Consider the following 20,280-nt stretch of genomic DNA (forward strand, 5'->3'; position numbering starts at 1 on the left):
TGGCCTCGCCTGCGTAGACAATCCCTGCCAAGGCGTACCTGTCTCTCTCGCCACATAATCAAAACATACAGAACTCCTATGCGCAGCACCTCCCTTATCAAGCGCCTGGCGGTTGCCGTCTCCGCAATCGGCTTTATCGCCGCCGGCAGCGCCTCGGCCCAGGAACAGACCATCCGCGTCGGCACGGTCAGCGGTCCGGACGCGGAAGTCTGGCAAGTCGTACAGAAGGTCGCCAAGCGCAACGGCCTGAACGTCAAGGTCGTGGAATTCAACGACTACGTGCAGCCCAACGCTGCGCTGGATGCGGGCGACCTGGATGCCAACAGCTTCCAGCACCAGCCCTACCTGGACAGCCAGGTCAAGCAGCGTGGCTACAAGATGCAGAGCGTCGGCTACACCTATATCTCGCCGCTGGGCCTCTACTCGAAGAACCTGAAGTCGCCCAAGGACCTGCCGCAGGGCGCCAAGGTGGCGGTGCCCAACGACCCGTCCAATGAAAACCGCGCGCTGCTGCTGCTGCAGTCGCAGGGCGTGATCAAGCTCAAGGCCGGTGCCGGCACCAATGGCAACAACGCCACGCCGCTGGACGTGGCCGAGAATCCCAGGAAGCTGAAGATCGTGGAACTGGACGCTGCGCAATTGGCGCGCGCCCTGCCCGATGTCGGCGCCGCGGTGATCAACACCAACTACGCGCTGGCCGCCGGCCTGCAGCCGACCAAGGATGCGATCGCACTGGAAGACATCCACAGCCCGTACGCCAACATCATCGTGGTGCGCACGCAGGACAAGGACAAGCCGTGGGTCAAGAAGCTGGTTGCCGCCTACCAGTCGGAAGACGTGCGCCAGTTCATGAAGGCCCAGTTCAAGGGCGCGATGGTGCCGTCGTTCTGACCGGACGCGCCTGGCTCTGCAACTTCGTGCTTGCAAATTCCGCCGCCTTCGGTAGAATGCGGCGCTCACCTTGCCCAGGTGGCGGAATTGGTAGACGCACTAGGTTCAGGTCCTAGCGGTGGCAACACTGTGGAGGTTCGAGTCCTCTCCTGGGCACCAGAAGGTTTCAAGCGAAAAGCCCGCACGAATGTGCGGGCTTTTTGTTTTTGCGCCGACTGATATGAATTTTGGACACGGTGCTTCCGGGCCTTGCAAATTCCGACGCGCCGTGTAGAATGCGGCGCTCACCTTGCCCAGGTGGCGGAATTGGTAGACGCACTAGGTTCAGGTCCTAGCGGTGGCAACACTGTGGAGGTTCGAGTCCTCTCCTGGGCACCAAAGGTTTCAAGCGAGAAGCCCGCACGAATGTGCGGGCTTTTTGTTTTTCCGGAACCTGTCAATCAATCCGCCGAGCAAAGCTCCGACGCCGCCAAGTCCAATTGCGACTTGACCATTGCCAACAGGCAATGGATATCATGCGTCGACTCTGATCGCTCGCTCTCCTTCTCCAGCAACAACAGGATGGCGCTCAATCCGGCGCTAATTCGCTCCAGCGATTCCGCCGTCCCGGGCGGGACAATGTTGAGTACGTCTGTGGTGTGATAACTGCGCGTATGCATAGCATTCTTCCTCCGACAAGAGAAACGCCGCCGATCTGGTTCAGACAGGAGGTGGCGGGCCTGACAACGGGGGTGACAACCGGTGAACCGAGGGAAAACCGGCCAGCCATGCGGCTGCCCCGCCCGGCCCGCCGTGGAAACGGCTTGCTCGCGCGATTCTTGCCAAACTCCCTTGGTTCCTTCGGGTTGTCACGCCCGCCTCACCGAACCCCTCGGTGAGGCTTCCAGTCTCCCGCCCTGCCGTCAGGGCGTACATGAGACGCTTCGCATTCATTGCCCGCATCCATCGCCTACAGTAAATCCGACAGGCGCCATAGCGCCGCCGTCGGGAGACCTGCCGTGGGCAAACTGAAAGAGCGTCGCCGTTTCCTGGGAGCCGCGCTGAGCGGCCTGCTCGCACCGGCCCTGCCCGCCTGCGGCGGCGATGACGATCCCGCGCCGCCGCCGGATCCGGTTCCCGAAGCGCAGATCACCGCCGCCATCGCGCAGGTCGATACGCTGGCCGCCAACCTGATGGCCAGCTCGGGCGTGCCCGGCATGGCCATCGCGGTGGTGCGCGGCAACCGGGTCGTCTACGCCAGGGGCTTCGGCCGCCGGCTGGTCACCGATCCCGCGCCAGTCGATGCCGATACCGTGTTCCAGCTGGCGTCCGTGTCGAAGTCCATCGGCGCCACGGTGGTGGCGCGGCAGGTGGGGCGCGGCAGCATCGGCTGGGACACCCCGGTCATTCAGCACCTGCCATGGTTCGCGCTGGCCGATGCGGAAACGACAGAAGCCGTCACCATCGGCGACCTCTATGCGCATCGCTCCGGCCTGCCCGACCATGCCGGCGATCGCCTCGAGGACATGGGCTACGACCGCCGCGAAGTGCTGACGCGCCTGCGCTTCCTGCCGCTGCATCCGCTGGGCGCGGTCTACGAGTACACCAACTTCGGCATGACCGCCGCCGCCGATGCGGTGGCCAGCGCCGCGGGCATCGACTGGGCCACGCTGTCCGAGCAGGCCATCTACCAGCCGCTGGGCATGACCCGCACCAGCTCGCGCTACGCCGACTTTGCCGCGCGCGACAACCGCGCGCTCGGCCACGTCAAGGTCAACGGCACCTGGGTGCAGGGCATGGGCACCATGCCCGATGCGCAATCGCCCGCGGGCGGCGTCAGCGCCTCGGTCAACGACCTGGCGAAATGGCTGATCATGGTGCTGGCCAAGGGCGAGTTCGCCGGCCAGCGCATCGTCGATGCGGCGGCCCTTGCGCCGGCGCTGTCGCAGCAGATGCAAAGCGGCCCGCCCGTGCAAGGCCGCCCTGCGAGCTACTACGGCTATGGCTTCAATATCGGCACGACCGAACTGGGGCTGACCAACTACAACCATTCCGGGGCCTTCGCGGTCGGCGCGGCGACCAGCTTTACCGCGGTGCCGTCGCTGAACCTGGCCATCGTCACGCTGACCAACGGCTACCCCATCGGCATCCCGGAAACATTGAATGCGCAGTTCTTCGATCTGGTCCAGTACGGCACCTTCCGCCGCGACTGGGGCGCGATCTTTGCCGAGGCCTTCGCGCCCTTGCTGCTGCCCGAAGGCAGGCTGGTCGGGCAGTCGCCGCCGGCAAGCCCGTTGCCCGCGCGGGCGTTGTCAACCTATGCCGGCACCTATCGCAACGACTATTACGGCCCGCTAGTGGTCGCCGAGCAGGGCGGCGCGCTGGTGATGACGCTGGGCGCGAAACCGCTGGTCCTGCCGCTGACGCACTGGGACGGAGATGTCTTTACATTCACGCTAAATAACGAGAACGCCAATCCCGGCACCATCTCCCGGGCAGAATTCTCCAGCGACCGGGTATGGCTGGAGTACTACGACCACGAAGGGCTCGGCGTTTTCGTCCGCTAAGCCTTGCCGCAAACCCATGACTCCGCCACGGAAGGAATGACCATGATCAGATTCCGCGCAGTCGTACTCACCGCCGCCGTCGCCACGCTCGCCGCCTGCGGCACGCCCACGCCGACACCGACCGCGGTTACGCAGGTACCCACCTCCACCACCGCCGCCGGCAAGACTGAAGTCCTGTGGCTCGGCCAGTCCGCGATCCGCATCACCTCGCCGGGCGGCAAGGTCATCGTCATCGATCCGTGGCTCACCACCAACCCAAAGACCCCTGCAGGATTCAAGCAGCTGACGTCGCTGGGCAAGGTCGACCTGATCCTGGTCACCCATGCGCATAGCGACCATCTTGGCGACGCCCCCGCGCTCGCGCAGCTCAACAACGCGCCGATCTACAACGCAGGCGGCATGGGGCATGCACTGATCAACCTCGGCATGGTCCCGGCCGCGCTGGTGCAGCGCTTTGGCAAGAGCGGCACCGTGATGCCGTTCGGCCAGACCGGACCCAAGATCACCGCGGTACACGCCGAGCACTCGTCCGAACTGGTGATGAAGAACCCGGCCACCGGCAAGGACGAAACCCACTATGGCGGCGAACCGGTCGGCTACATCGTCGAGATGGAGAACGGCTTCCGCATCTGGCACATGGGCGATACCGGCCTGTTCGGCGACATGCGGCTGATCGGCGACCGCTACCGCCCCGACCTGGTGCTGATCCCGATCGGCGACCACTTCACCATGGGACCGCAGGACGCGGCGATCGCGGTGCGCGACATGATCCGGCCTCGCTTTGCCATCCCGATCCACTATCAGACTTCACCGCAGCTGCGCGGCACGCCGGAGGAATTCACCACCGCGCTGGGCGCCGGCGCGGTCACGCGCGTGATCGTGCCGCAGCCGGGAGAAAAGGTAGATTTCTGATCCGCACGGCAAGGGTCGTTGCCGTGCACACCGCTTTACGCCATGTGCACGGCGGCGCCGCGAACCGCGGCATCTCCCTTGCCCTCACCCTCCCCTTCAATGCGAAGGCGAGGCAGGAACTGCGGATACTCGCGCTGCATGAAGTCGATCAGCCCTTCGCGCACGACGCAGCGCAAGTCCCACGCCAGGCCGGATGACGCCGCGGTGCACAGCACGCGCAGCTGCATGGTGCGCTCGGTCGCATCGGTCACCACCAGGTTGAAGAAGCGCCGGTCCCATTCGGGCGCCGCGTGGACGATGCGCTCCAGCTCCTTGCGCAGCGGTGCCAGCGGCATGCCGTAGTCCACGTGGAAGAACACCGAGCCCAGCAGCTCCGCGCTGCTGCGGGTCCAGTTCTGGAACGGCTTCTCGATGAAGTACTGCAGCGGAATGATGAGGCGGCGATCGTCCCAGATCCGCAGCACCACGTAAGTGCCGGTGATCTCCTCCACGCGGCCCCACTCGCCCTCGACGATCAGCACATCGTCCAGCCGGATCGGCTGGGTCAGCGCCAGCTGCAGGCCGGCGATCAGGTTGCTGAACACCGGCTTGGCGGCAAAGCCCGCGATCAGGCCGACCACGCCGGCCGAGGCCAGCAGGCTGGCGCCGACCTGCCGAGCGCCGGGGAAGGTCATCAGCACCATCGACGCGCCGATCACGATCACCAGCGACATGGCGATGCGCGAAAGCACCCGAGTCTGCGTGTGGATGCGCCGCGCGCCCATGTTGTCCGCCACATCGACCGGGTGCCGTTCCAGCACGCCCTGCGCAAAGCCCGCAATGACGCGCGCCGCCAGCCAGGTCATGGCGATGATCATCAGCAGGCCGTTCAGATGACGCACGTTGTCGATCCAGCGCAGGTCGTCCGGCGCCGCCTGCCAAACTGCCTGCAACGCCAACAGCGGCAGCACCGCCTTGGCCGGCGCGCGCGACTTGATCGCGATGGCATGCAGCACCGGCGTGGCGCGCGTAATGCGCAACAGCACCAGGCCGCCAAGGCGATGCGCGATCAGCGCGACGATGACGGCGACCAGCGCGGCGGTCCACGTGCCGAACCAGGGATGATCGAGGAGGAGGTCAAGGTTCATGCGTCGTCCTGTTCATTGCGGGTTGCACGGTTATGGAGCTAACGACACCCCGGCGGCGCGAAAGTTCGGCTCGTGCCACGTCACCGGAGCGCGGGAACAGAGATGTTAGAACACGCCTGTTACCGCATCGCCCGCGACGGGGTTCATTTCTACAACGGGCAGCAAGATGTTCAGCGGGAGGCACGGAAACCCAGGGAGCAACGCCCTCCGGCACAGCTCTGCCGGAGTCTGAAGCGCCCCGCCCGCCACGGCATGGATGTTGCAACTCCATCGGTTCCGGCCAACCCACAGGAGAGCGATATGGCAACGCAGAAGGAACAGCGGAATGCGCCTGGGGCCCAGCCCAATCCGGGCGTCAGGACCGACCGCGACGCGCGCGACATCAAGAGCCGCAGCGAAGATCCGGGCCAGAGCAGCTATGGCGGCTTCAAGAACCAGGACCCGGGCAGGCAACACCAGGGCGATGCAAGCCGCAAGCCGGGTCAGCGGCAAAGCAAGTAGCCAGCGCTTGCATTGAAGACGACCACGCGTACGCGCGCTATTCCGCGTGCACGCGGTGGTCGGCCGCGCGCCATTGCCGCCGCTGCCGGCGCCAGCGATTCATCGCAGCGATGCCGAGCCGCCACAACCGGCGCGGGTGCGCATGCGGGTGCGGATGCGTATCGACCAGCAGGCTCAGTGCACGCGCGTAGTCACGCACCAGCCCCGGCGTCCAAGCCATGGTCTTGCCGCGCTTGCGGATCTGCGCGGCCAGCCATAGCTCCGGCATGCACAGCGTCTGCAGCAGCAGCGTCCACGACTGCCGCTGCCCTCGCCTGCGCATCAAGGCGCCTTCCACCGCGGCTTCGAGCGCGCGCGCCACGCTGACGGCGCAATTCCGGTAGGTCAGGTTGTACGTCGTATCTGCGCACCACGCATGCCAGAAGCGCTGCAGGCGCGCGGCATCGTAGTTGCGCAGGTGCACGCGCACGGTGGAGTCGCCGCGCCGCGACGCCTCGGTCGCATAATCGGGCTCGAACACGCTGGCGGATTCTAGCCACAAGATGCGGGCGGTGCGAGATTATGGCGCGGCCGGCACATCGGAAACGGCCGGCGGAAATGGCCGGCGGAAATGGCCGGCGGAAACGAGCGACGGAATCGGGGCCCGCGCGGTGGTAAGCTACCAGACCCCATCGCCCTCGCCAATCCGCAGCGTCCCCGCCCCATGCGCCTGTCCAAGGTCTCCGCCATCTCCTTCGATCTCGACGACACCCTGTGGCCGTTCGGCCCCGCCGTGGCCCGTGCCGAGGCGACGCTGCTGGCCTGGCTGCTGCAGCACGCGCCGAAGACAGCCGGGGTGCTGACCTCGCCCGCGGTGCTGCGCGACCTGCGCGCGAGCTATGAAGGCCGCAACCCGCACCTTGCGCATGACTACCGTGCGCTGCGCCTCGGCTCGATCCTGCTGGCGCTGGAGATGGCCGGCGAGGACGCTAGCCTGGCAGAAGACGCATACGACGCCTTCTTTGCCGCGCGGCAGCAGGTCGAATTCTTCGAGGACGCGCTGCCCGCGCTGGAATGGCTCAGCGAACGCTTCCCGCTGGTGGCCGTGTCCAACGGCAACGCCGACCTGAAGGTCACCGGCGGCCATCACTTCTTCAGCGCGGCGCTCAGTGCCGGAACGTTCGGCACGGCCAAGCCGGCGGCGGCGATCTTCCATGCGGCGGCCGCGGCAGTCGACACGCCGCCGGAACAGATGCTGCATGTCGGCGACGATCCCGACCTCGACATCGTCGGCGCACTCGGCGCGGGGCTGCAGGCCGCGTGGCTGGTGCGCCCGGACGGCCCGCACACGGCGCAATGGCAACGCGGCGGCGCGCGCCCGCACCTGATCCTCAGCGACCTGCAATCGCTCTGCCGCGCGCTGGCCGGCTGAGCGCACCAACGCAACAGGACCCACGCTGCCCGAAGGCGATATCGGGCCAACGCATACCTAATATGCGAAAATGTCGGCTCGCGACCAGGGCCGAGACCCCTGCGCTTGCCTCGCCACCGCACGATCCAGACGTTCCCCGCCATCCGCTCCGGGCCGTTCCAGTGCCCGACACCGCCGCAATCCGACAGGTTCACAGGCAGCAAGCCAGGGTCCGCCCCGCAAGATTTCGATCGAGGAGAAACAAGATGTTGAAGGCCCTCTTTGCCACCCTGCTGGTGGCATGCGGACTGACGAGCGCCCACGCGCAGACCCCGGCCAGCTTTCCGACCAAGCCGATCCGGCTGGTGATCCCGTTCCCGCCCGGCGGCGGCACCGACATCCTGTCCCGGCTGGTGGCAACGCAGGTCGGCCAGGCCACCAAGTGGAATTTCGTGCCGGACAACAAGCCGGGCGCCGGCGGCACGCTGGGCATCGCCGAGGCGGTCCGGGCAGCGCCGACCGGTTATGAGCTGGTGATGGGCCAGAAGGACAATCTGGTGGTCGCGCCGTGGCTGTACAAGTCGGTCACTTATGTGCCGAACCGCGACCTGGTCGCGATCAGCCATGTCGCTTACACCCCGATCGTGATCGTCACGTCGGCCAATTCGCGCTTCAAGACGCTGGCCGACGTGGTCACCGCCGCGCGCAGCGCACCGGGCGCGGTCAAGTATGGTTCGCCCGGCAACGGCACCACCATCCACCTGGCTGCCGAGATCTTCAGCCATGCGGCGGGGATCAAGCTGCTGCACGTGCCCTACAAGGGCTCCAACGCGGCGATGATGGACGCGCTGGCCGGCAACGTCGACCTGATGGTGGCATCGGTGCCGTCGGCGCTGGCGCAGGTCAAGGCGGGCAAGCTGCGCGCGCTGGCCGTGACCTCGGCCACGCGCAGCACGTCGCTGCCTGACGTGCCCACCGTGGCGGAAAGCGGCTACAAGCAGGTGGACGTCAGCACCTGGTACGGCCTGTTCGCCCCGGCCAGGACGCCGCCCGAGGTGGTCAACCGCATCCATGCCGAAGTGAACAAGGTCCTGGCCACGCCGGCGATGATCCAGGCGATCCAGGAGCAAGGCGCGGAAGCCAAGCTGATGACGACCAGGGAGTTCTCCGACCTGGTGCAGTCGGACTACAAGAAGTGGAAGGACATCGTCGAGCGTTCGGGCGCAAAGCTGGAGTAAGGCCGGCGCACCGCCACCGGGTTCGTTGCCAAGGAATGCCCGCCGCGGATCACGGCGGGCATTTTCTTTGGAATCCGAGGCCGGCAATCACGGCTGCCGCATAGCCGGCGATATAGCCATTGACGGCGCCCCGACCGCCCATCCCTACGTCAGTCCATATGCTGACCGCCGTTGATGGCGAGATTCGCACCAGTCAGGTAAGCCGCATCCTCCGAGCAAAGGAAAGCGACCAGCCCCGCCACTTCCTCGGGCTTGCCCAGGCGCCCCATCGGAATCTGCGGCAGGATCTTGCTGTCCATGATCTCCTTCGGCACGGCCGTCACCATCTTGGTGGCCAGGTAGCCCGGCGATACCGTGTTGACCGTCACGCCTTTCCTGGCGACCTCCAGGGCCAGGGCCTTGGTGAAGCCATGCATGCCGGCCTTGGCCGCGGAATAGTTGGTCTGGCCAAAGGCGCCCTTGGAAGCGTTGACTGACGAGATGTTGATGATCCGGCCCCACCCGCGCTCCACCATGCCCTCGCAGAGGGGCTTGGTGACATTGAACACGGAGTCGAGATTGGTCCTGATCACCGCATCCCAGTTTGGCTTGTCCATCTTCCTGAACGCCATGTCCCGCGTGATGCCGGCGTTGTTCACCAGGATGTCGACGCGGCCGAACTCGGCCAGGATCCGTGCCATGCCTGCCTGGCAGCTCTCGTAGTCCGCCACATCGACCTCGTACGCGCGGATCTCGCGGCCGCCGGCGGCCATGGATGCCAGCCATTCCTGGACCTTGGTGTTGCCCGGCGAATGCGTGACCACCACCGTATAGCCCGCGTCATGCAAGCGGATGGAAATGGCCTCTCCCAGGCCACCCATGCCGCCGGTAACCAATGCGATTTTCTTCGTCATGCTGATTCTCTCTTCTTGCAAAGTAAAAGACCCCTGACCTGCCGGGAATGGCAGGCCGACTTAACGGCTCGCCGCAACGGCTGCAGCCCCTGCCGGCGCCATGCGGCAAGGGGGGAGCCGATCGATGACCGAGTTTCTTCTTGGATGGATACCGGCCAGGCCGGCGCGCGCCGCTCGATCCGGCGGACTAGCGCTGCGTTGGCTGGCGATCCGGGCCCGTAGCCGCGCCGGGGGTTGCGGTAAACGTGGCGGAAGCCAGGCCGGCCAGCTGCTGGCTCAGGGCTTGCGCGGCGCGGTAGGATTGCGTGGCGTTATCTAATGTCGCCTGCAGCGTGGCGGAAATGGCTTCGGAACCGGCCGGGGCATTTTTCACGAAGGCATCGACGAAGGCCTGCACATTGCGCTGCTGCTGCTCGTATTGCTCTTCAACGGCCCTGGCCAGGTCGGCCTGGGCCTGCGATGCGATCTCGCACACGTGGCGCGCATACTCGATGGCTTTGTCCGCAGCAGACTGCGGCACATTGCCTTGAACTGACAACCCCGGATCTTGGTTGGCCGACACGGCCTGCAGGATTACCTGCCCTTCAGCCATGGCTGCCTTGGCCGCCTGCAGGTTCAGTTCCGTCAGCTTCTGGATCCCTTCGAGAGTGGAGTTCGACAGCTTGGCCAGGTTGGTCAGGTTGTTCTTATGGACTGCCGCAAACTGATCGGACGTAAAAAAGGACATGGATTGGGTATGCCTCTTGTAGTCGCCGGGTGTCGCCTGCCGCAAGGCTACAACGCACCGGTCGAGCGTGGTTTTCCAAACGGTTATGGGCCTTGGTGCACTGCACAAAGACCAACGCAAAGATTAGAGGACTTACTCTAATTTCGTCCCTAGGGACTTACCAGAGGTGAAGTGAAGCCCACGCCTTAATGTGCATTAAACGTCATGTATATAACATTTGCTTACATAATGGCGTTGCGTTGGCAGGCGGACCAACCGAACAGGCGTGTCCTGTCGGGCATTGCATGGCTACCCCTCCCCACCCGTCTCACCGTCTGCCGCGGCGCGCCGGAGGAGACTCATCGGGCCAAGCCTCTCAACCGTGCGTCTCTGCGCTGCATCCCGGACAAACAACGAGCCGGCAAATGCGAGGGCATTGAGCGCGATGCCTTCCACGCATTCCCTGGCCCTGCGCACCAGCAGCAGCCCGGCAGGCATGACCAGCAGGTTGTATGGCGCCGACTGAAGCAATGTGCCATCGACATGCAGCGTCCGTACGCCAACCGAATCGAGCAATGCGCGGTAGCGCTCGCAGGCCGTGCACGCCAGCTCGTGCGGGGGCGCCGCAACCAGGTCCAGTGGTGCGAATGCGTGCGCAAACGGAAGGCCCGGGACGGCGCGGATGGCGCCTGGGTCGCCGCTGATCCGCGCCGGCTGCAGCAAGGCATCGATCGGCAATGGACTGCCTGCGGCCAGAGGCAGCGGCACGAGCTGCAGGTGCTTGTGGGCCTGGCTCGCACCGGCGGCCGCCCCGCCGTTGTAGAAGCCCAGGCTTGGGAACTCCGCCATGCAAGCAAGCAGTGCGGCAAAGTCCGGGAGGGTCAGTAGTGATTCCTGCGGTTCGAAGCAGCGGGTGACGATCAGCAGGTGATGTTCGATGACGTAGAACTTGTTCAGCAGGGCCACATGGCCGTCGGAGATATCCGTGACAAACAGTTCAGCGTCATAGGGCAGGAACGGATTGCCGCCGGCACTGCCCCCCTTGCGCGCCTTGTCCCTGCTCCGCAGGCTCGACACCTCGCGCACCAGGAAGCGCACGCCGCCGTCCTCGATTACCGTCTGGATGGTCTCGATCGGACATAATGCCCCGCTCTGCAGGGCGTGCGCTGTCCGTCGGACAATGGCCGGCCAAAGTGTGCCTGGCTGAAGGTGTGGATGGTGCATGTCCGCTGGCGCTCCCACTTCAGCATAGAGCCGCCGCACGGCGGCTGCGGCGATCCCTACCCCGCCGAGCGCTGCAAGCGCATCGAAACAGAAAAACTGTCGGCGGGGTGTACCGTAACCGAGACTTCGAAGGTCTCGCCGGCGGCGTCCAGGTAGCGCCGCACGATCTTCAACGCGGCCGCGCCAGGTTCCAGCCTGAGCGCTTCGGCGATGCGCCCCTCACCGAGCGCAAACGCGCGCACGTCCTGGCGGATCTCCGCGATCTGCCGGTCATAGCGCGACTCCATCAGCGTGCTGACCAGCATGTCCGGCGACGCGCGCACCAGTTCGCCAAGCTCGGCATAGGCAGGATCCACGTAGATGTCGGTCCATGCCATCGGCGTGCCGTCCTCGCCGCCCTCCATCCGCAGGCTGGAAATCCGCAGCCAGCGCGCACCCGGCTCGCAGCCGATCTCGGCCGCCACCTCGGCGGTCACCGCGACCTCATCCACCGACTGCACCACGCGCAGGTGCTCGGCGGCGAACTGCATCAGGTCGTCCACCGACGCCAGCGAGGGCCGGAACACCGGCCGCGGCCGCGCCGATTCCACGCGCGTGCCCACGTTCTTGCGCCGCGACACCAGCCCCAGCTGCTGCAGTTCCTGCAACACCGCGCGGATGGTGTAGCGGCTGGCCTGGTACTGCTCGCACAGCTCGAATTCGGTGGGCAGCAGCGATCCGACCGCGTAGCGGCCGGAGGTGATGCCCTCGATAAGTTGTTTGCTGATCTCTGCCGGATTGGTTTTGCTCATGACCGCCTGCCCGCGGCCTCGTAGGACACGGGTTTACCCTCCTTTTCTAAATATGTTCGAACATATTTAATGGTGGATATGTTCGAACATATTAACGAACTACCCTCTTTTCCTCAAGGTAGCCCCATGACCCTGTTCCTTGCCCCTACGGCCAGTACTGTCGTTGACTCGATCCTGTTCCGCGATGCCTTCGGCACCGCCGGGATGCGCCAGATTTTCTCCGATGTGGCCCTGATCCAGCGCTATATCGATGTCGAGGTCGCGCTGGCCAAGGCCGAGGCCAGGGTCGGCATCATCCCCGCGGAAGCGGCCGAGGTCATCGCCCGCGAGTCGCGCCTGGAGCGCATCGACTTCGACCACATGCGCGAGGAAACCGACATTGTCGGCTATCCCATCCTGCCCCTGGTACACCAGCTGGTGGCGATGTGCGGCGACGCCGGACGCTATGTGCACTGGGGCGCCACCACGCAGGACATCATGGACACCGCGGTCGCGCTGCAGGTGCGCGACGCGCTCGACAGCATCGACGCCGATATCCGCGCGCTGCGCGGCATCCTGGCCGACCTGGCGGTCAGGCACCGCGACACGCCGATGGCCGGCCGCACCCACCTGCAGCAGGCGCTGCCGGTGACCTTCGGCTACAAGGCGGCGATCTGGCTGGCCATGTTCGACCGCCACCAGCAGCGCCTGGCCGAACTGCGTCCGCGTGTGGCCGTGGTCGAGTTCGCGGGCGCGGCCGGCACGCTGGCATCGCTCGGCCGACAAGATGGCAACAAGGGCTTCGCAGTGCAGGAAGCGCTGGCGCAGGAGCTGGGCCTCGGCGTGCCGGCCACCACCTGGCACGTGGCACGCGACGGCTTTGCCGAAGCGGTCAACCTGCTCGCGCTCATCACCGGCTCGCTGGGCAAGATCGCGCTCGACATCATGATCATGGCGTCGACCGAATTCGCCGAGGTGTACGAGCCCTTCGTCAAGGGCCGCGGTGCCAGCAGCACCATGCCGCAGAAGCGCAACCCGATTTCCAGCGAGCTGATGCTGGCCGCATCCAAGGCGGTGCGCCAGCACGCCGGGCTGATGGTCGACGCGATGGTGCAGGACTTCGAGCGCGCCACCGGACCCTGGCATGCGGAATGGATTGCCATCCCCGAGAGCTTCATCCTGACCGCCGGCGCGCTGCACCAGGCGAAGTTCGCGCTGGGCGGCCTGGTCGTCGACGAAGCCCGCATGAAGCACAACCTGGGTATCACCAACGGCCTGATCGTGGCCGAGGCTGTGATGATGGGGATGGCCCCGCATATCGGCCGCCAGCAGGCCCACGACGTGGTCTACGACGCCTGCCGCACGGTCAACGAGCACGGCGGCACGCTGGCCGACGCGCTGGCCGCGCTGCCGGCCGTGACGAAGCACTTCGACCGCGCCGCCATCGACCGGATGACCGATCCGGCCAACTACCTCGGCCTCGCGCCGCAGATGGTCGACCGCGCCGTCGCGCTGTCCCGAAAGCAATCCGCGGCCTGAGGCAGCAGGCCGACCCGCATTACCAATCAATCCAAGGAGACAAAGCCATGAACCCCATCCGCAAAGTGGCCGCCTGCGCGGCACTGGCACTCGCCACGGCCGTGGCCGCAACCCCGGCACTGGCACAGGCCTGGCCCAGCAAGCCGATCACCTGGATCGTCCCGTTCGCGGCCGGCGGCCCCACCGATGCGCTGGCGCGCACCATTGCCGAGCGGGTCTCGCGCGAGGTCGGCCAGTCGATCATCATCGACAACTCGCCGGGCGCCGGCGGCACCGTCGGCACGGCCAAGGCGGCGCGCGCGCCGGCTGACGGCTACACCATGCTGGTCGGGCACATGGGCTACATGGGCGCCGCGCCGGCGTTGTACAAGAAACTGTCCTACGACCCGGTCAAGGACTTCGCGCCGGTGTTCCGCTTCCCGGATACGCCGATGGTGCTGATGGTGCGCAAGGACCATCCCGCGAAAAACGTGCGCGACCTGGTCGAGTTCGGCAAGAAGAACCCCGGCAAGCTCAACCTGAGCAATGCCGGCATGGGCTCCACCTCGCACCTGGTGGCGGCGCTGTTCGCGGCGTCGGCGGGCATGCAGGTATCGCTGGTGCCGTACAAGGGGGCCGGCCCGGCGCTGATCGACGTGATCGGCGGGCAGGTCGACGGCATGTTCGACCAGACCAATACGGCGCTGCCGCAGATCACCGAATCCAAGGTGCGGCCGCTGGCGGTCACCTCCGCGACCCGCGTGGCGCAGCTCAAGGACGTACCCACGCTGGCCGAATCGGGACTGGCCGGCTTCGAGGCCAGCACGTGGTACGGCATCTACGCGCCCAGGGGCACGCCGCAGGCCGTCATCGACAAGATGCAGCAGGCCTACCTGAAGGTCATGGCCGACAAGGCCTTCACCGGCAAGATGACCGCGCAGGCGATCCAGATGCTGCCGCCTGAGCAATACACCGCCGGCGCGCTCGGCAAGCACACCCAGGCCGAGATCACGCGCTGGAAGGCAGTGGCGGCCAGGGCCAATATCTCGCTGGACTGAGCGCTGGACTGAGCAACCATGACAGCATATCGCGTAGAACACGACGCCTTCGGTCCGCTCGACATCCCCGCCGACCGCTACTGGGGCGCCCAGACGCAGCGGGCGCTGGCGATCTTCGAGATCGGCGAAGAGCGTTTTCCCGATTGCCTGGTCCATGCCTTCGGCGTGCACAAGATGGCGGCGGCCAGGGCCAACCTGCGTTGCGGCGCGCTCGACGCCGCCATTGCCGAGGCGATCGTCGACGCCGCCGCCGAGCTGCGCTGTGGCCGCTTCGACAGCCATTTCCCGCTGACGATCTGGCAGACCGGATCGGGCACGCAGACCAACATGAATGCCAACGAGGTCATCGCCAACCGCGCCAACGAGCGGCTGGGCCAACCCCTGGGCACGCGCGCGCCGGTGCACCCGAACGACCACGTCAACGCGTCGCAGTCGTCCAACGACAGCTTTCCGACGGTCATGCACCTGAGCGCGGTGCTGGAACTGGAAGACCGGCTGCTACCTGCCCTGGTGATGCTGCGCGACACCCTGCGCGAGCGCGCCCTGGCCTTTGCCGATATGCTCAAGATTGCGCGCACGCACCTGATGGACGCCGTGCCCATGACCATGGGGCAGGCGTTCGACGGCTTTGCCGCGCAGGTAGACAACGCCATCGAACGCGTGCGCGGCGCCCTGCCGCGCCTGCTGGTGCTGCCGCAAGGCGGCACCGCGGCCGGCACCGGCCTGAACGCGCCGGCGGGTTTTGCCGAGGCCTTCTGCGAGGAAGCCAGTCAGCTCACCGGCCATTCCTTCCGCTCCAATCCCTGCAAGGTCGAGGGCATGGCCGCGCACGATGCGCTGGTCGAGCTGTCGGGCGTGCTCAACGTGATCGCCGTCTCCCTCACCAAGATCGCCAACGACCTGCGCTGGCTGGGCTCGGGCCCGCGCTGCGGGCTGGGCGAGCTGGTGCTGCCGGACGATGGCCTGACTTCGTCGATCATGCCCGGCAAGCGCAACCCGACCATCGCCGAGGTCGTGGCGCAGGCCGCCATGCAGGTGGCCGGCAACCACGTCACCGTGACCATGGCGGGCGCCTCCGGCAGCTTCGAACTGAACGTGGCCAAGCCGGTGCTGATCTACAACGTGCTGCAGTCGATCCGCGTGCTGGCCGATGGTGCGCGCGTATTCGCCCTGCGGCTGGTGCAGGGGCTGGCGGTCAACGCCGAACGGCTGGCGCGCAACCTCGACAACCCCCTGCTGGCGGTCACCGCGCTCAACCCGGTGCTGGGCTATGACCGCGCGGCGCAGATCACCAAAGTCGCGCTGGCACAAGGCGTCTCGCCGCGGGAAGCGGCGATTGCGCTGGGATTGCTGAGCGGCGAGGCATTCGACCGACTGGTGGATCCGGTGCGGTTGGCAAAGGGACACGCCACGGGGCAACAGTAAGCTGGCGACCGCGCAGCGCCGCGGTCAGACCACCGGCAGCTTCAGCACCTGCTCCGTCGTCAGCACATCGCCAAAGGTATCCTCGATGCTCGCCAGCGCCGCCTGGTGAAGGTCAGGATGCCGCACCACGCCGCCGGGCCGGTCCAGGTCGCGCGTCGCGCAGGCGTCTTCCGCCACGATCACGCCATAGCCCAGCGGCACCGCGTCGCGCGCGGCGCCAGCGACGCAGGCGTGCGTCATCAACCCGGTGATGACCAGCGTCCTGATGCCGGCGGCCTTGAGGCGCTGGTCCAGGTCGGTGGTCGGAAACACGCTGACCGAAGTCTTCTGCACCACCGTATGGTGGCCTGCGGGCTGCAGGTCCCGGTGGAACGCCGCGCTGGCGCCCTGCTCCGCAAAGACGGGGCTGCCCGCCGGCGCCAGGTGCTGGACGTGGAACACGGGAATGCCGGCGGCGTCCGCATGCGCCACCAGGCGCCGCGCGTTGCCGAGCGCGGCCGCGCCATCCGGGATCGGCAGCTTGCCGTCGAAGTATTCGTTCTGGAAATCGATCACCAGCAGCGCCGTGCTGGCGGCTGCGATCGCGGTGGGGGCGCTGGCACCGGCCAGGGTGCGGATCGTCGGGTGTGTCATCGTTGTCCTCGCTGTCTTCATCGTGATGGAAGGGAGCGCGCCTGCCTGGCGGGATTGCCGCCATGGCACATCGCTGCACGCAGTTTCCAACGACCGCCGCCGCCCCGAAAGCGTCCCGATGGACAACATCCGCTAGAATCGGGCCAACTTCAGACGCCCCCTGCCTGCGAGGAAGCGATGCACACCGTCGCCGTGATTGCCTTCGAAGGCATCAGCCCGTTTCACCTGTCCGTGCCCTGCATCGTGTTCGGCGACGATCTTGCCAATCTGGGCGTGCCGCGCTACCGACTGCTGATCTGCGGCGAGCAGACCGGCCTGATCCGGACCATGTCGGGCTTCCGCATCGAGGTCGAGCACGACCTCTGCGCGCTAGAACAGGCCGATACCGTCATCATGCCGGCCTGGCGCGACCCGGCGGAACGTCCGTCGCCGGCCCTGCTGGCGGCGCTGCAGGCCGCCAGCGCCCGCGGCGCGCGCATCGCCGGGCTGTGCCTGGGCACCTTCGTGGTCGCCGAGGCCGGCCTGCTCGACGGCCGGCCGGCGGCCACCCACTGGGTCTGGGCCGATGACTTCGCCGCGCGCTATCCCAGGGTCCGGCTCGACCGCCGTTCGCTCTATATCGACGATGGCAGCATCCTCACGTCGGCGGGCACCGCCGCCGCGCTGGACTGCTGCCTGCACCTGGTGCGCCGCGACCATGGCGCGGACGTCGCCAACCACGTGGCCCGCCGCATGGTGGTGGCGCCGCACCGGCATGGCGGGCAGGCGCAGTACATCGAGCAGCCGCTGCCGCAGACGGCCGGCGCCGACAAGCTGAGCACCACGCTCGATTGGGCCATCGAGCACCTGGAACAGCCGCTGACGCTTGACCTGCTGGCCGACAAGGCGGGCATGAGCCGGCGCAATTTCACGCGGCGCTTCAAGGCCAAGACCGGCACCACGGTGACGCAGTGGGTGCTGAACCACCGGCTCACCGCGGCGCAGCGGCTGCTGGAGACCACCAGCAAGAGCATCGACGTGATCGCCGGCCTGGTCGGGTTCGGCTCGGCGGTTTCGTTGCGCCAGCACTTTGCCCAGACCTTTGCCATTTCACCTTCCGCCTACCGCAAGCAGTTCGGCACCACAGCGCCGTCAGGCCGTGCCGCTGCATAACCCGTCATGACCCGCTTTCTCCGCTTCCGCTTGTTCCGCTCCCGCTTTGTGCGCTGCTGCATTGCCGCCATTGCCGTTGCGCTCGCCGGCACCGCCCATGCTGCGACCGATATCGACTGCGACCCGTCGGCCGCGCCCGCGGGCCACGCGCCCTCGCAGCGGCTGATCTGCGAGTCGGCGCTGTTTTCGATGGGCTATCAGCGCATTTATGCCGACCAGCAGCGGCAGCTGAAGGCCGGCACGATCACGGAGGCCGAGGTTGCCGCGTTCCGCAAGAAGCGTGACGGCTGCGAGACGGCGGCATGCCTCGACGCCGTGTTCCGCGAATGGCGGACGTTCGCGGCGCAAGCGGGCGGCAAGCGCTGAAGGCTGCCGCGTCCGGTCAGCCCGATGCCCGGCTGACGAGCATGCACGTTGCCGTCGCGGTGGCGACCGCCCGGCCGTCCTGCAGCAGCTCCGCCGCAACGTAACAGACGTTCTTGCCGCGGCGCTCCAGCCTGGCGCGCCCGAGCAATTCGCCTGCGCTGGCCGGCCGCAGGAAGGAGAGGTTGAGGTTCAGCGTTGCACAGAATTCCTCAGCGCCCAGCGTAGCCGTCACCAGCATGGCAGTCACGTCGTCGAGCATCGCTCCCAGCATGCCGCCCTGCACCTGGCCGGCCGGGTTCAGGAAAGCCGGCGTGGCCTGATAGGCGGATTCCAGCGTTCCCGCTTGCAGGTCGACCGCGCCGATATTTGCGCCAAGCAATGCGCAGATCGGCGGTGGCGGCACCTGCCCGCGCCGCATCCTGGCAAAGTAGTTGTCCGAGGCTTTTTCCAACGATGTCGACAACGATGTCATTCCCGATCCACTCTTCTCAGCAGCCGCGAAAGCGCGGCGCGCGCTTTTCCAGCCAGGCCTGCGCGCCTTCGCGCAGGTCTGCGGACGCATCGGCGCGCGCAATGTCGGCGGCAATCTCCGCCGGATCGAGCGTGCCGGCCGCGATCCGGTTCAGGTATCGCTTCATGCCAAGCAGGGCCAGCGGCGCCATGCCGGCCAGCTTTTCGCTCAACCCGGCGGCCTGCACCTGCAGCGCTTCCGCATCCGCCGCCACGCGGTCAAGGAAGCCGCATGCCAGCATCTGCGCCGCATCGAGCCTGTCGGCCGCCAGCAGCACGCGCTTGGCCGTGGCCAGGCCCAGCCGGGCCACGTAGCGCTCCAGCCCGCCGCGATAGAACAGCAGCCCCAGCCGCGCCGCCGGCACGAACATGTCGACGCCCTGCGCGCCCAGCCGGAAATCGCAGGCCAGCGCGAGGTCGGTAGCGCCCCCGTACAGGCCGCCCTGGATCACCGCGATGGTGACGGGCCGAGCCGCTTCGAGCGCGTTGGCGAGGGCTTCGAAGCGCTCGCCGGCGTTGCTGCCACCGACCTTTCCGATATGGAAGCCGCTGCAGAAATGCTTGCCCTGCGCCTCGATCCGCAGCACCAGCACTTCGTCGCGGGCATTGATGGCGGCGATGTGCTCGCGCATCAGGTCGAGGTCTTCCGGCTCGAGGCGGTTCGCGACCTCGGGCCGGCGCAGCGTGATGACCGCCACCGCACCGTCGATGGCAAGCGCCGGCGGCTGCCCCGGCGCGGTCGCGTTGGCCATACCGTCAGTGGAAGCCATAGATCTGCATGGTCGATTCGCCCGCGCGCACGCGGCCGAGGATGGCGGCTTCGGCAGCTTCGCGCTGCTGCGCGCGCGCCACCACGTCGGCCGCGCTCCGCCGCGGCACGACCACCACGCCATCCGCGTCGCCCACGATCAGGTCGCCGGCTTCCACGCGGGTTTCGCCGAACAGCACCGGCTCGTTGAGCCAGCCGATGGCGCCATAGTCCTTGCCGGTGCCGCGTATGCACAGCCCGCGCGCAAAGACGGGGAGGCCGATCTCGTCGAGCAGCACGCCGTCGCGCACGCAGCCGTCGATTACCAGTCCCGCCAGGCCCTTCACCTTGGCGGCAGTGGTCATGATCTCGCCCCAATAGCCGTGCTCGTAGGCGCCGCCGACATGGACCACCAGCACATCGCCGGGCCGGGCGGCTTCGATGGCGCGATGCAGCCACAGGTTGTCGCCACCGGGCGAATGCACGGTCAGCGCCGGGCCGCACAGGCGGAAGCGGGGCGCCACCGGCTTGATCACCGGCGGCAGCACGCCGATCTTGCCGCCTGCCTCGTGCAGCGTGGCGGTTGGCAGCGTCGCCGCGGCCACGACGACCTCCGCCGGCACGCGTTCGAAATCCGCACGCGTGGTGCTGGCTGCGTCATGTTCCTTCATG

The 20,280-nt window shown here is 66.9% G+C and carries 22 protein-coding genes and 2 tRNA genes; 13 read left to right on the forward strand and 11 right to left on the reverse strand.

Annotated elements, in window-relative coordinates; translation table 11 throughout:
* Positions 1-78 precede the first annotated feature (78 nt).
* The 3 genes from E1J61_RS23360 (at position 79) to E1J61_RS23370 (ending at position 1,269) form a co-directional block, all read left to right on the forward strand.
* Complete coding sequence (locus tag E1J61_RS23360) at positions 79-891, forward strand: MetQ/NlpA family ABC transporter substrate-binding protein (protein WP_133096365.1); 813 nt, start codon at positions 79-81, stop codon at positions 889-891.
* A gap of 72 nt (positions 892-963) precedes the next feature.
* Positions 964-1,050, forward strand: a tRNA-Leu gene (locus E1J61_RS23365).
* Between the two features lie 132 nt (positions 1,051-1,182).
* A tRNA-Leu gene (locus tag E1J61_RS23370) sits at positions 1,183-1,269 on the forward strand.
* 62 nt (positions 1,270-1,331) lie between these two features.
* On the opposite strand, the gene E1J61_RS23375 is transcribed toward E1J61_RS23370, so the two are convergent.
* Entirely contained in the window at positions 1,332-1,550 is a 219-nt protein-coding gene (locus E1J61_RS23375) for a DUF1484 family protein (protein WP_133096366.1), read from the reverse strand.
* Positions 1,551-1,889: 339 nt separating this feature from the next.
* Between E1J61_RS23375 and E1J61_RS23380 the strand changes: the two genes are divergently transcribed.
* Both E1J61_RS23380 and E1J61_RS23385 read left to right on the forward strand, forming a co-directional pair.
* Positions 1,890-3,437, forward strand: coding sequence for a serine hydrolase (locus E1J61_RS23380; RefSeq protein WP_133096367.1), 1,548 nt, complete (start codon positions 1,890-1,892; stop codon positions 3,435-3,437).
* A 42-nt stretch (positions 3,438-3,479) separates the two neighbouring features.
* Positions 3,480-4,349: a metal-dependent hydrolase gene (locus tag E1J61_RS23385; protein ID WP_133096368.1), complete on the forward strand. Its 870-nt coding sequence runs from the start codon at positions 3,480-3,482 to the stop codon at positions 4,347-4,349.
* Positions 4,350-4,384: 35 nt separating this feature from the next.
* On the opposite strand, the gene E1J61_RS23390 is transcribed toward E1J61_RS23385, so the two are convergent.
* Positions 4,385-5,476: a mechanosensitive ion channel family protein gene (locus tag E1J61_RS23390; protein ID WP_133096369.1), complete on the reverse strand. Its 1,092-nt coding sequence runs from the start codon at positions 5,474-5,476 to the stop codon at positions 4,385-4,387.
* Between the two features lie 300 nt (positions 5,477-5,776).
* On the opposite strand from E1J61_RS23390, the gene E1J61_RS23395 reads away from it, so the two are divergent.
* Complete coding sequence (locus tag E1J61_RS23395; RefSeq protein WP_133096370.1) at positions 5,777-5,977, forward strand: hypothetical protein; 201 nt, start codon at positions 5,777-5,779, stop codon at positions 5,975-5,977.
* 37 nt (positions 5,978-6,014) lie between these two features.
* Here the strand turns inward: E1J61_RS23395 and E1J61_RS23400 are convergent, their stop codons facing one another.
* The gene (locus tag E1J61_RS23400; protein WP_207951244.1) at positions 6,015-6,497 is read right to left on the reverse strand and encodes a hypothetical protein; all 483 of its coding nucleotides are present in this window, start codon (positions 6,495-6,497) and stop codon (positions 6,015-6,017) included.
* 183 nt (positions 6,498-6,680) lie between these two features.
* Between E1J61_RS23400 and E1J61_RS23405 the strand changes: the two genes are divergently transcribed.
* Complete coding sequence (locus E1J61_RS23405) at positions 6,681-7,388, forward strand: HAD-IA family hydrolase (protein WP_133096371.1); 708 nt, start codon at positions 6,681-6,683, stop codon at positions 7,386-7,388.
* A 245-nt stretch (positions 7,389-7,633) separates the two neighbouring features.
* Positions 7,634-8,605: a tripartite tricarboxylate transporter substrate binding protein gene (locus tag E1J61_RS23410; protein WP_133096372.1), complete on the forward strand. Its 972-nt coding sequence runs from the start codon at positions 7,634-7,636 to the stop codon at positions 8,603-8,605.
* A 149-nt stretch (positions 8,606-8,754) separates the two neighbouring features.
* Here the strand turns inward: E1J61_RS23410 and phbB are convergent, their stop codons facing one another.
* The 4 genes from phbB to E1J61_RS23430 all read right to left on the reverse strand — a co-directional run bounded on the left by phbB (position 8,755) and on the right by E1J61_RS23430 (position 12,219).
* On the reverse strand, positions 8,755-9,498 hold the full coding sequence (gene phbB, locus E1J61_RS23415) for an acetoacetyl-CoA reductase (RefSeq protein WP_133096373.1): 744 nt from the start codon (positions 9,496-9,498) through the stop codon (positions 8,755-8,757).
* A 187-nt stretch (positions 9,499-9,685) separates the two neighbouring features.
* Positions 9,686-10,270, reverse strand: a complete 585-nt coding sequence (gene phaP, locus E1J61_RS23420) for a TIGR01841 family phasin (RefSeq protein WP_240745876.1) — start codon at positions 10,268-10,270, stop codon at positions 9,686-9,688.
* Between the two features lie 243 nt (positions 10,271-10,513).
* Complete coding sequence (locus E1J61_RS23425) at positions 10,514-11,428, reverse strand: phosphorylase (protein WP_133096374.1); 915 nt, start codon at positions 11,426-11,428, stop codon at positions 10,514-10,516.
* Positions 11,429-11,484: 56 nt separating this feature from the next.
* Complete coding sequence (locus tag E1J61_RS23430; protein ID WP_133096375.1) at positions 11,485-12,219, reverse strand: GntR family transcriptional regulator; 735 nt, start codon at positions 12,217-12,219, stop codon at positions 11,485-11,487.
* A 126-nt stretch (positions 12,220-12,345) separates the two neighbouring features.
* Between E1J61_RS23430 and E1J61_RS23435 the strand changes: the two genes are divergently transcribed.
* From E1J61_RS23435 to E1J61_RS23445, 3 genes are read left to right on the forward strand one after another with little or no spacing between them, the layout of a single operon-like run.
* Positions 12,346-13,737, forward strand: coding sequence for an adenylosuccinate lyase family protein (locus E1J61_RS23435; RefSeq protein WP_133096376.1), 1,392 nt, complete (start codon positions 12,346-12,348; stop codon positions 13,735-13,737).
* Positions 13,738-13,784: 47 nt separating this feature from the next.
* Positions 13,785-14,774, forward strand: a complete 990-nt coding sequence (locus tag E1J61_RS23440) for a tripartite tricarboxylate transporter substrate binding protein BugD (RefSeq protein ID WP_133096377.1) — start codon at positions 13,785-13,787, stop codon at positions 14,772-14,774.
* 18 nt (positions 14,775-14,792) lie between these two features.
* Positions 14,793-16,199: a lyase family protein gene (locus tag E1J61_RS23445; protein WP_133096378.1), complete on the forward strand. Its 1,407-nt coding sequence runs from the start codon at positions 14,793-14,795 to the stop codon at positions 16,197-16,199.
* A gap of 24 nt (positions 16,200-16,223) precedes the next feature.
* On the opposite strand, the gene E1J61_RS23450 is transcribed toward E1J61_RS23445, so the two are convergent.
* Entirely contained in the window at positions 16,224-16,832 is a 609-nt protein-coding gene (locus E1J61_RS23450; RefSeq protein ID WP_133096379.1) for a cysteine hydrolase family protein, read from the reverse strand.
* Positions 16,833-17,009: 177 nt separating this feature from the next.
* Between E1J61_RS23450 and E1J61_RS23455 the strand changes: the two genes are divergently transcribed.
* Both E1J61_RS23455 and E1J61_RS23460 read left to right on the forward strand, forming a co-directional pair.
* The gene (locus tag E1J61_RS23455) at positions 17,010-17,984 is read left to right on the forward strand and encodes a GlxA family transcriptional regulator (RefSeq protein WP_133096380.1); all 975 of its coding nucleotides are present in this window, start codon (positions 17,010-17,012) and stop codon (positions 17,982-17,984) included.
* 6 nt (positions 17,985-17,990) lie between these two features.
* Positions 17,991-18,350, forward strand: coding sequence for a hypothetical protein (locus tag E1J61_RS23460; RefSeq protein ID WP_243736953.1), 360 nt, complete (start codon positions 17,991-17,993; stop codon positions 18,348-18,350).
* 16 nt (positions 18,351-18,366) lie between these two features.
* Here E1J61_RS23460 and E1J61_RS23465 read toward each other — a convergent pair whose 3' ends face one another.
* From E1J61_RS23465 to E1J61_RS23475, 3 genes are read right to left on the reverse strand one after another with little or no spacing between them, the layout of a single operon-like run.
* Entirely contained in the window at positions 18,367-18,822 is a 456-nt protein-coding gene (locus E1J61_RS23465) for a PaaI family thioesterase (protein ID WP_133096557.1), read from the reverse strand.
* Positions 18,823-18,838: 16 nt separating this feature from the next.
* Positions 18,839-19,630: an enoyl-CoA hydratase/isomerase family protein gene (locus E1J61_RS23470; protein ID WP_243736954.1), complete on the reverse strand. Its 792-nt coding sequence runs from the start codon at positions 19,628-19,630 to the stop codon at positions 18,839-18,841.
* Complete coding sequence (locus E1J61_RS23475) at positions 19,617-20,279, reverse strand: 4-carboxy-4-hydroxy-2-oxoadipate aldolase/oxaloacetate decarboxylase (RefSeq protein WP_133096559.1); 663 nt, start codon at positions 20,277-20,279, stop codon at positions 19,617-19,619. The genes E1J61_RS23470 and E1J61_RS23475 overlap by 14 nt, the downstream gene beginning before the upstream one ends.
* Position 20,280: the final 1 nt, after the last annotated feature.

Source organism: Cupriavidus sp. L7L (genome assembly GCF_004353535.1).
In the GTDB taxonomy this organism is placed as follows: domain Bacteria; phylum Pseudomonadota; class Gammaproteobacteria; order Burkholderiales; family Burkholderiaceae; genus Cupriavidus; species Cupriavidus oxalaticus_A.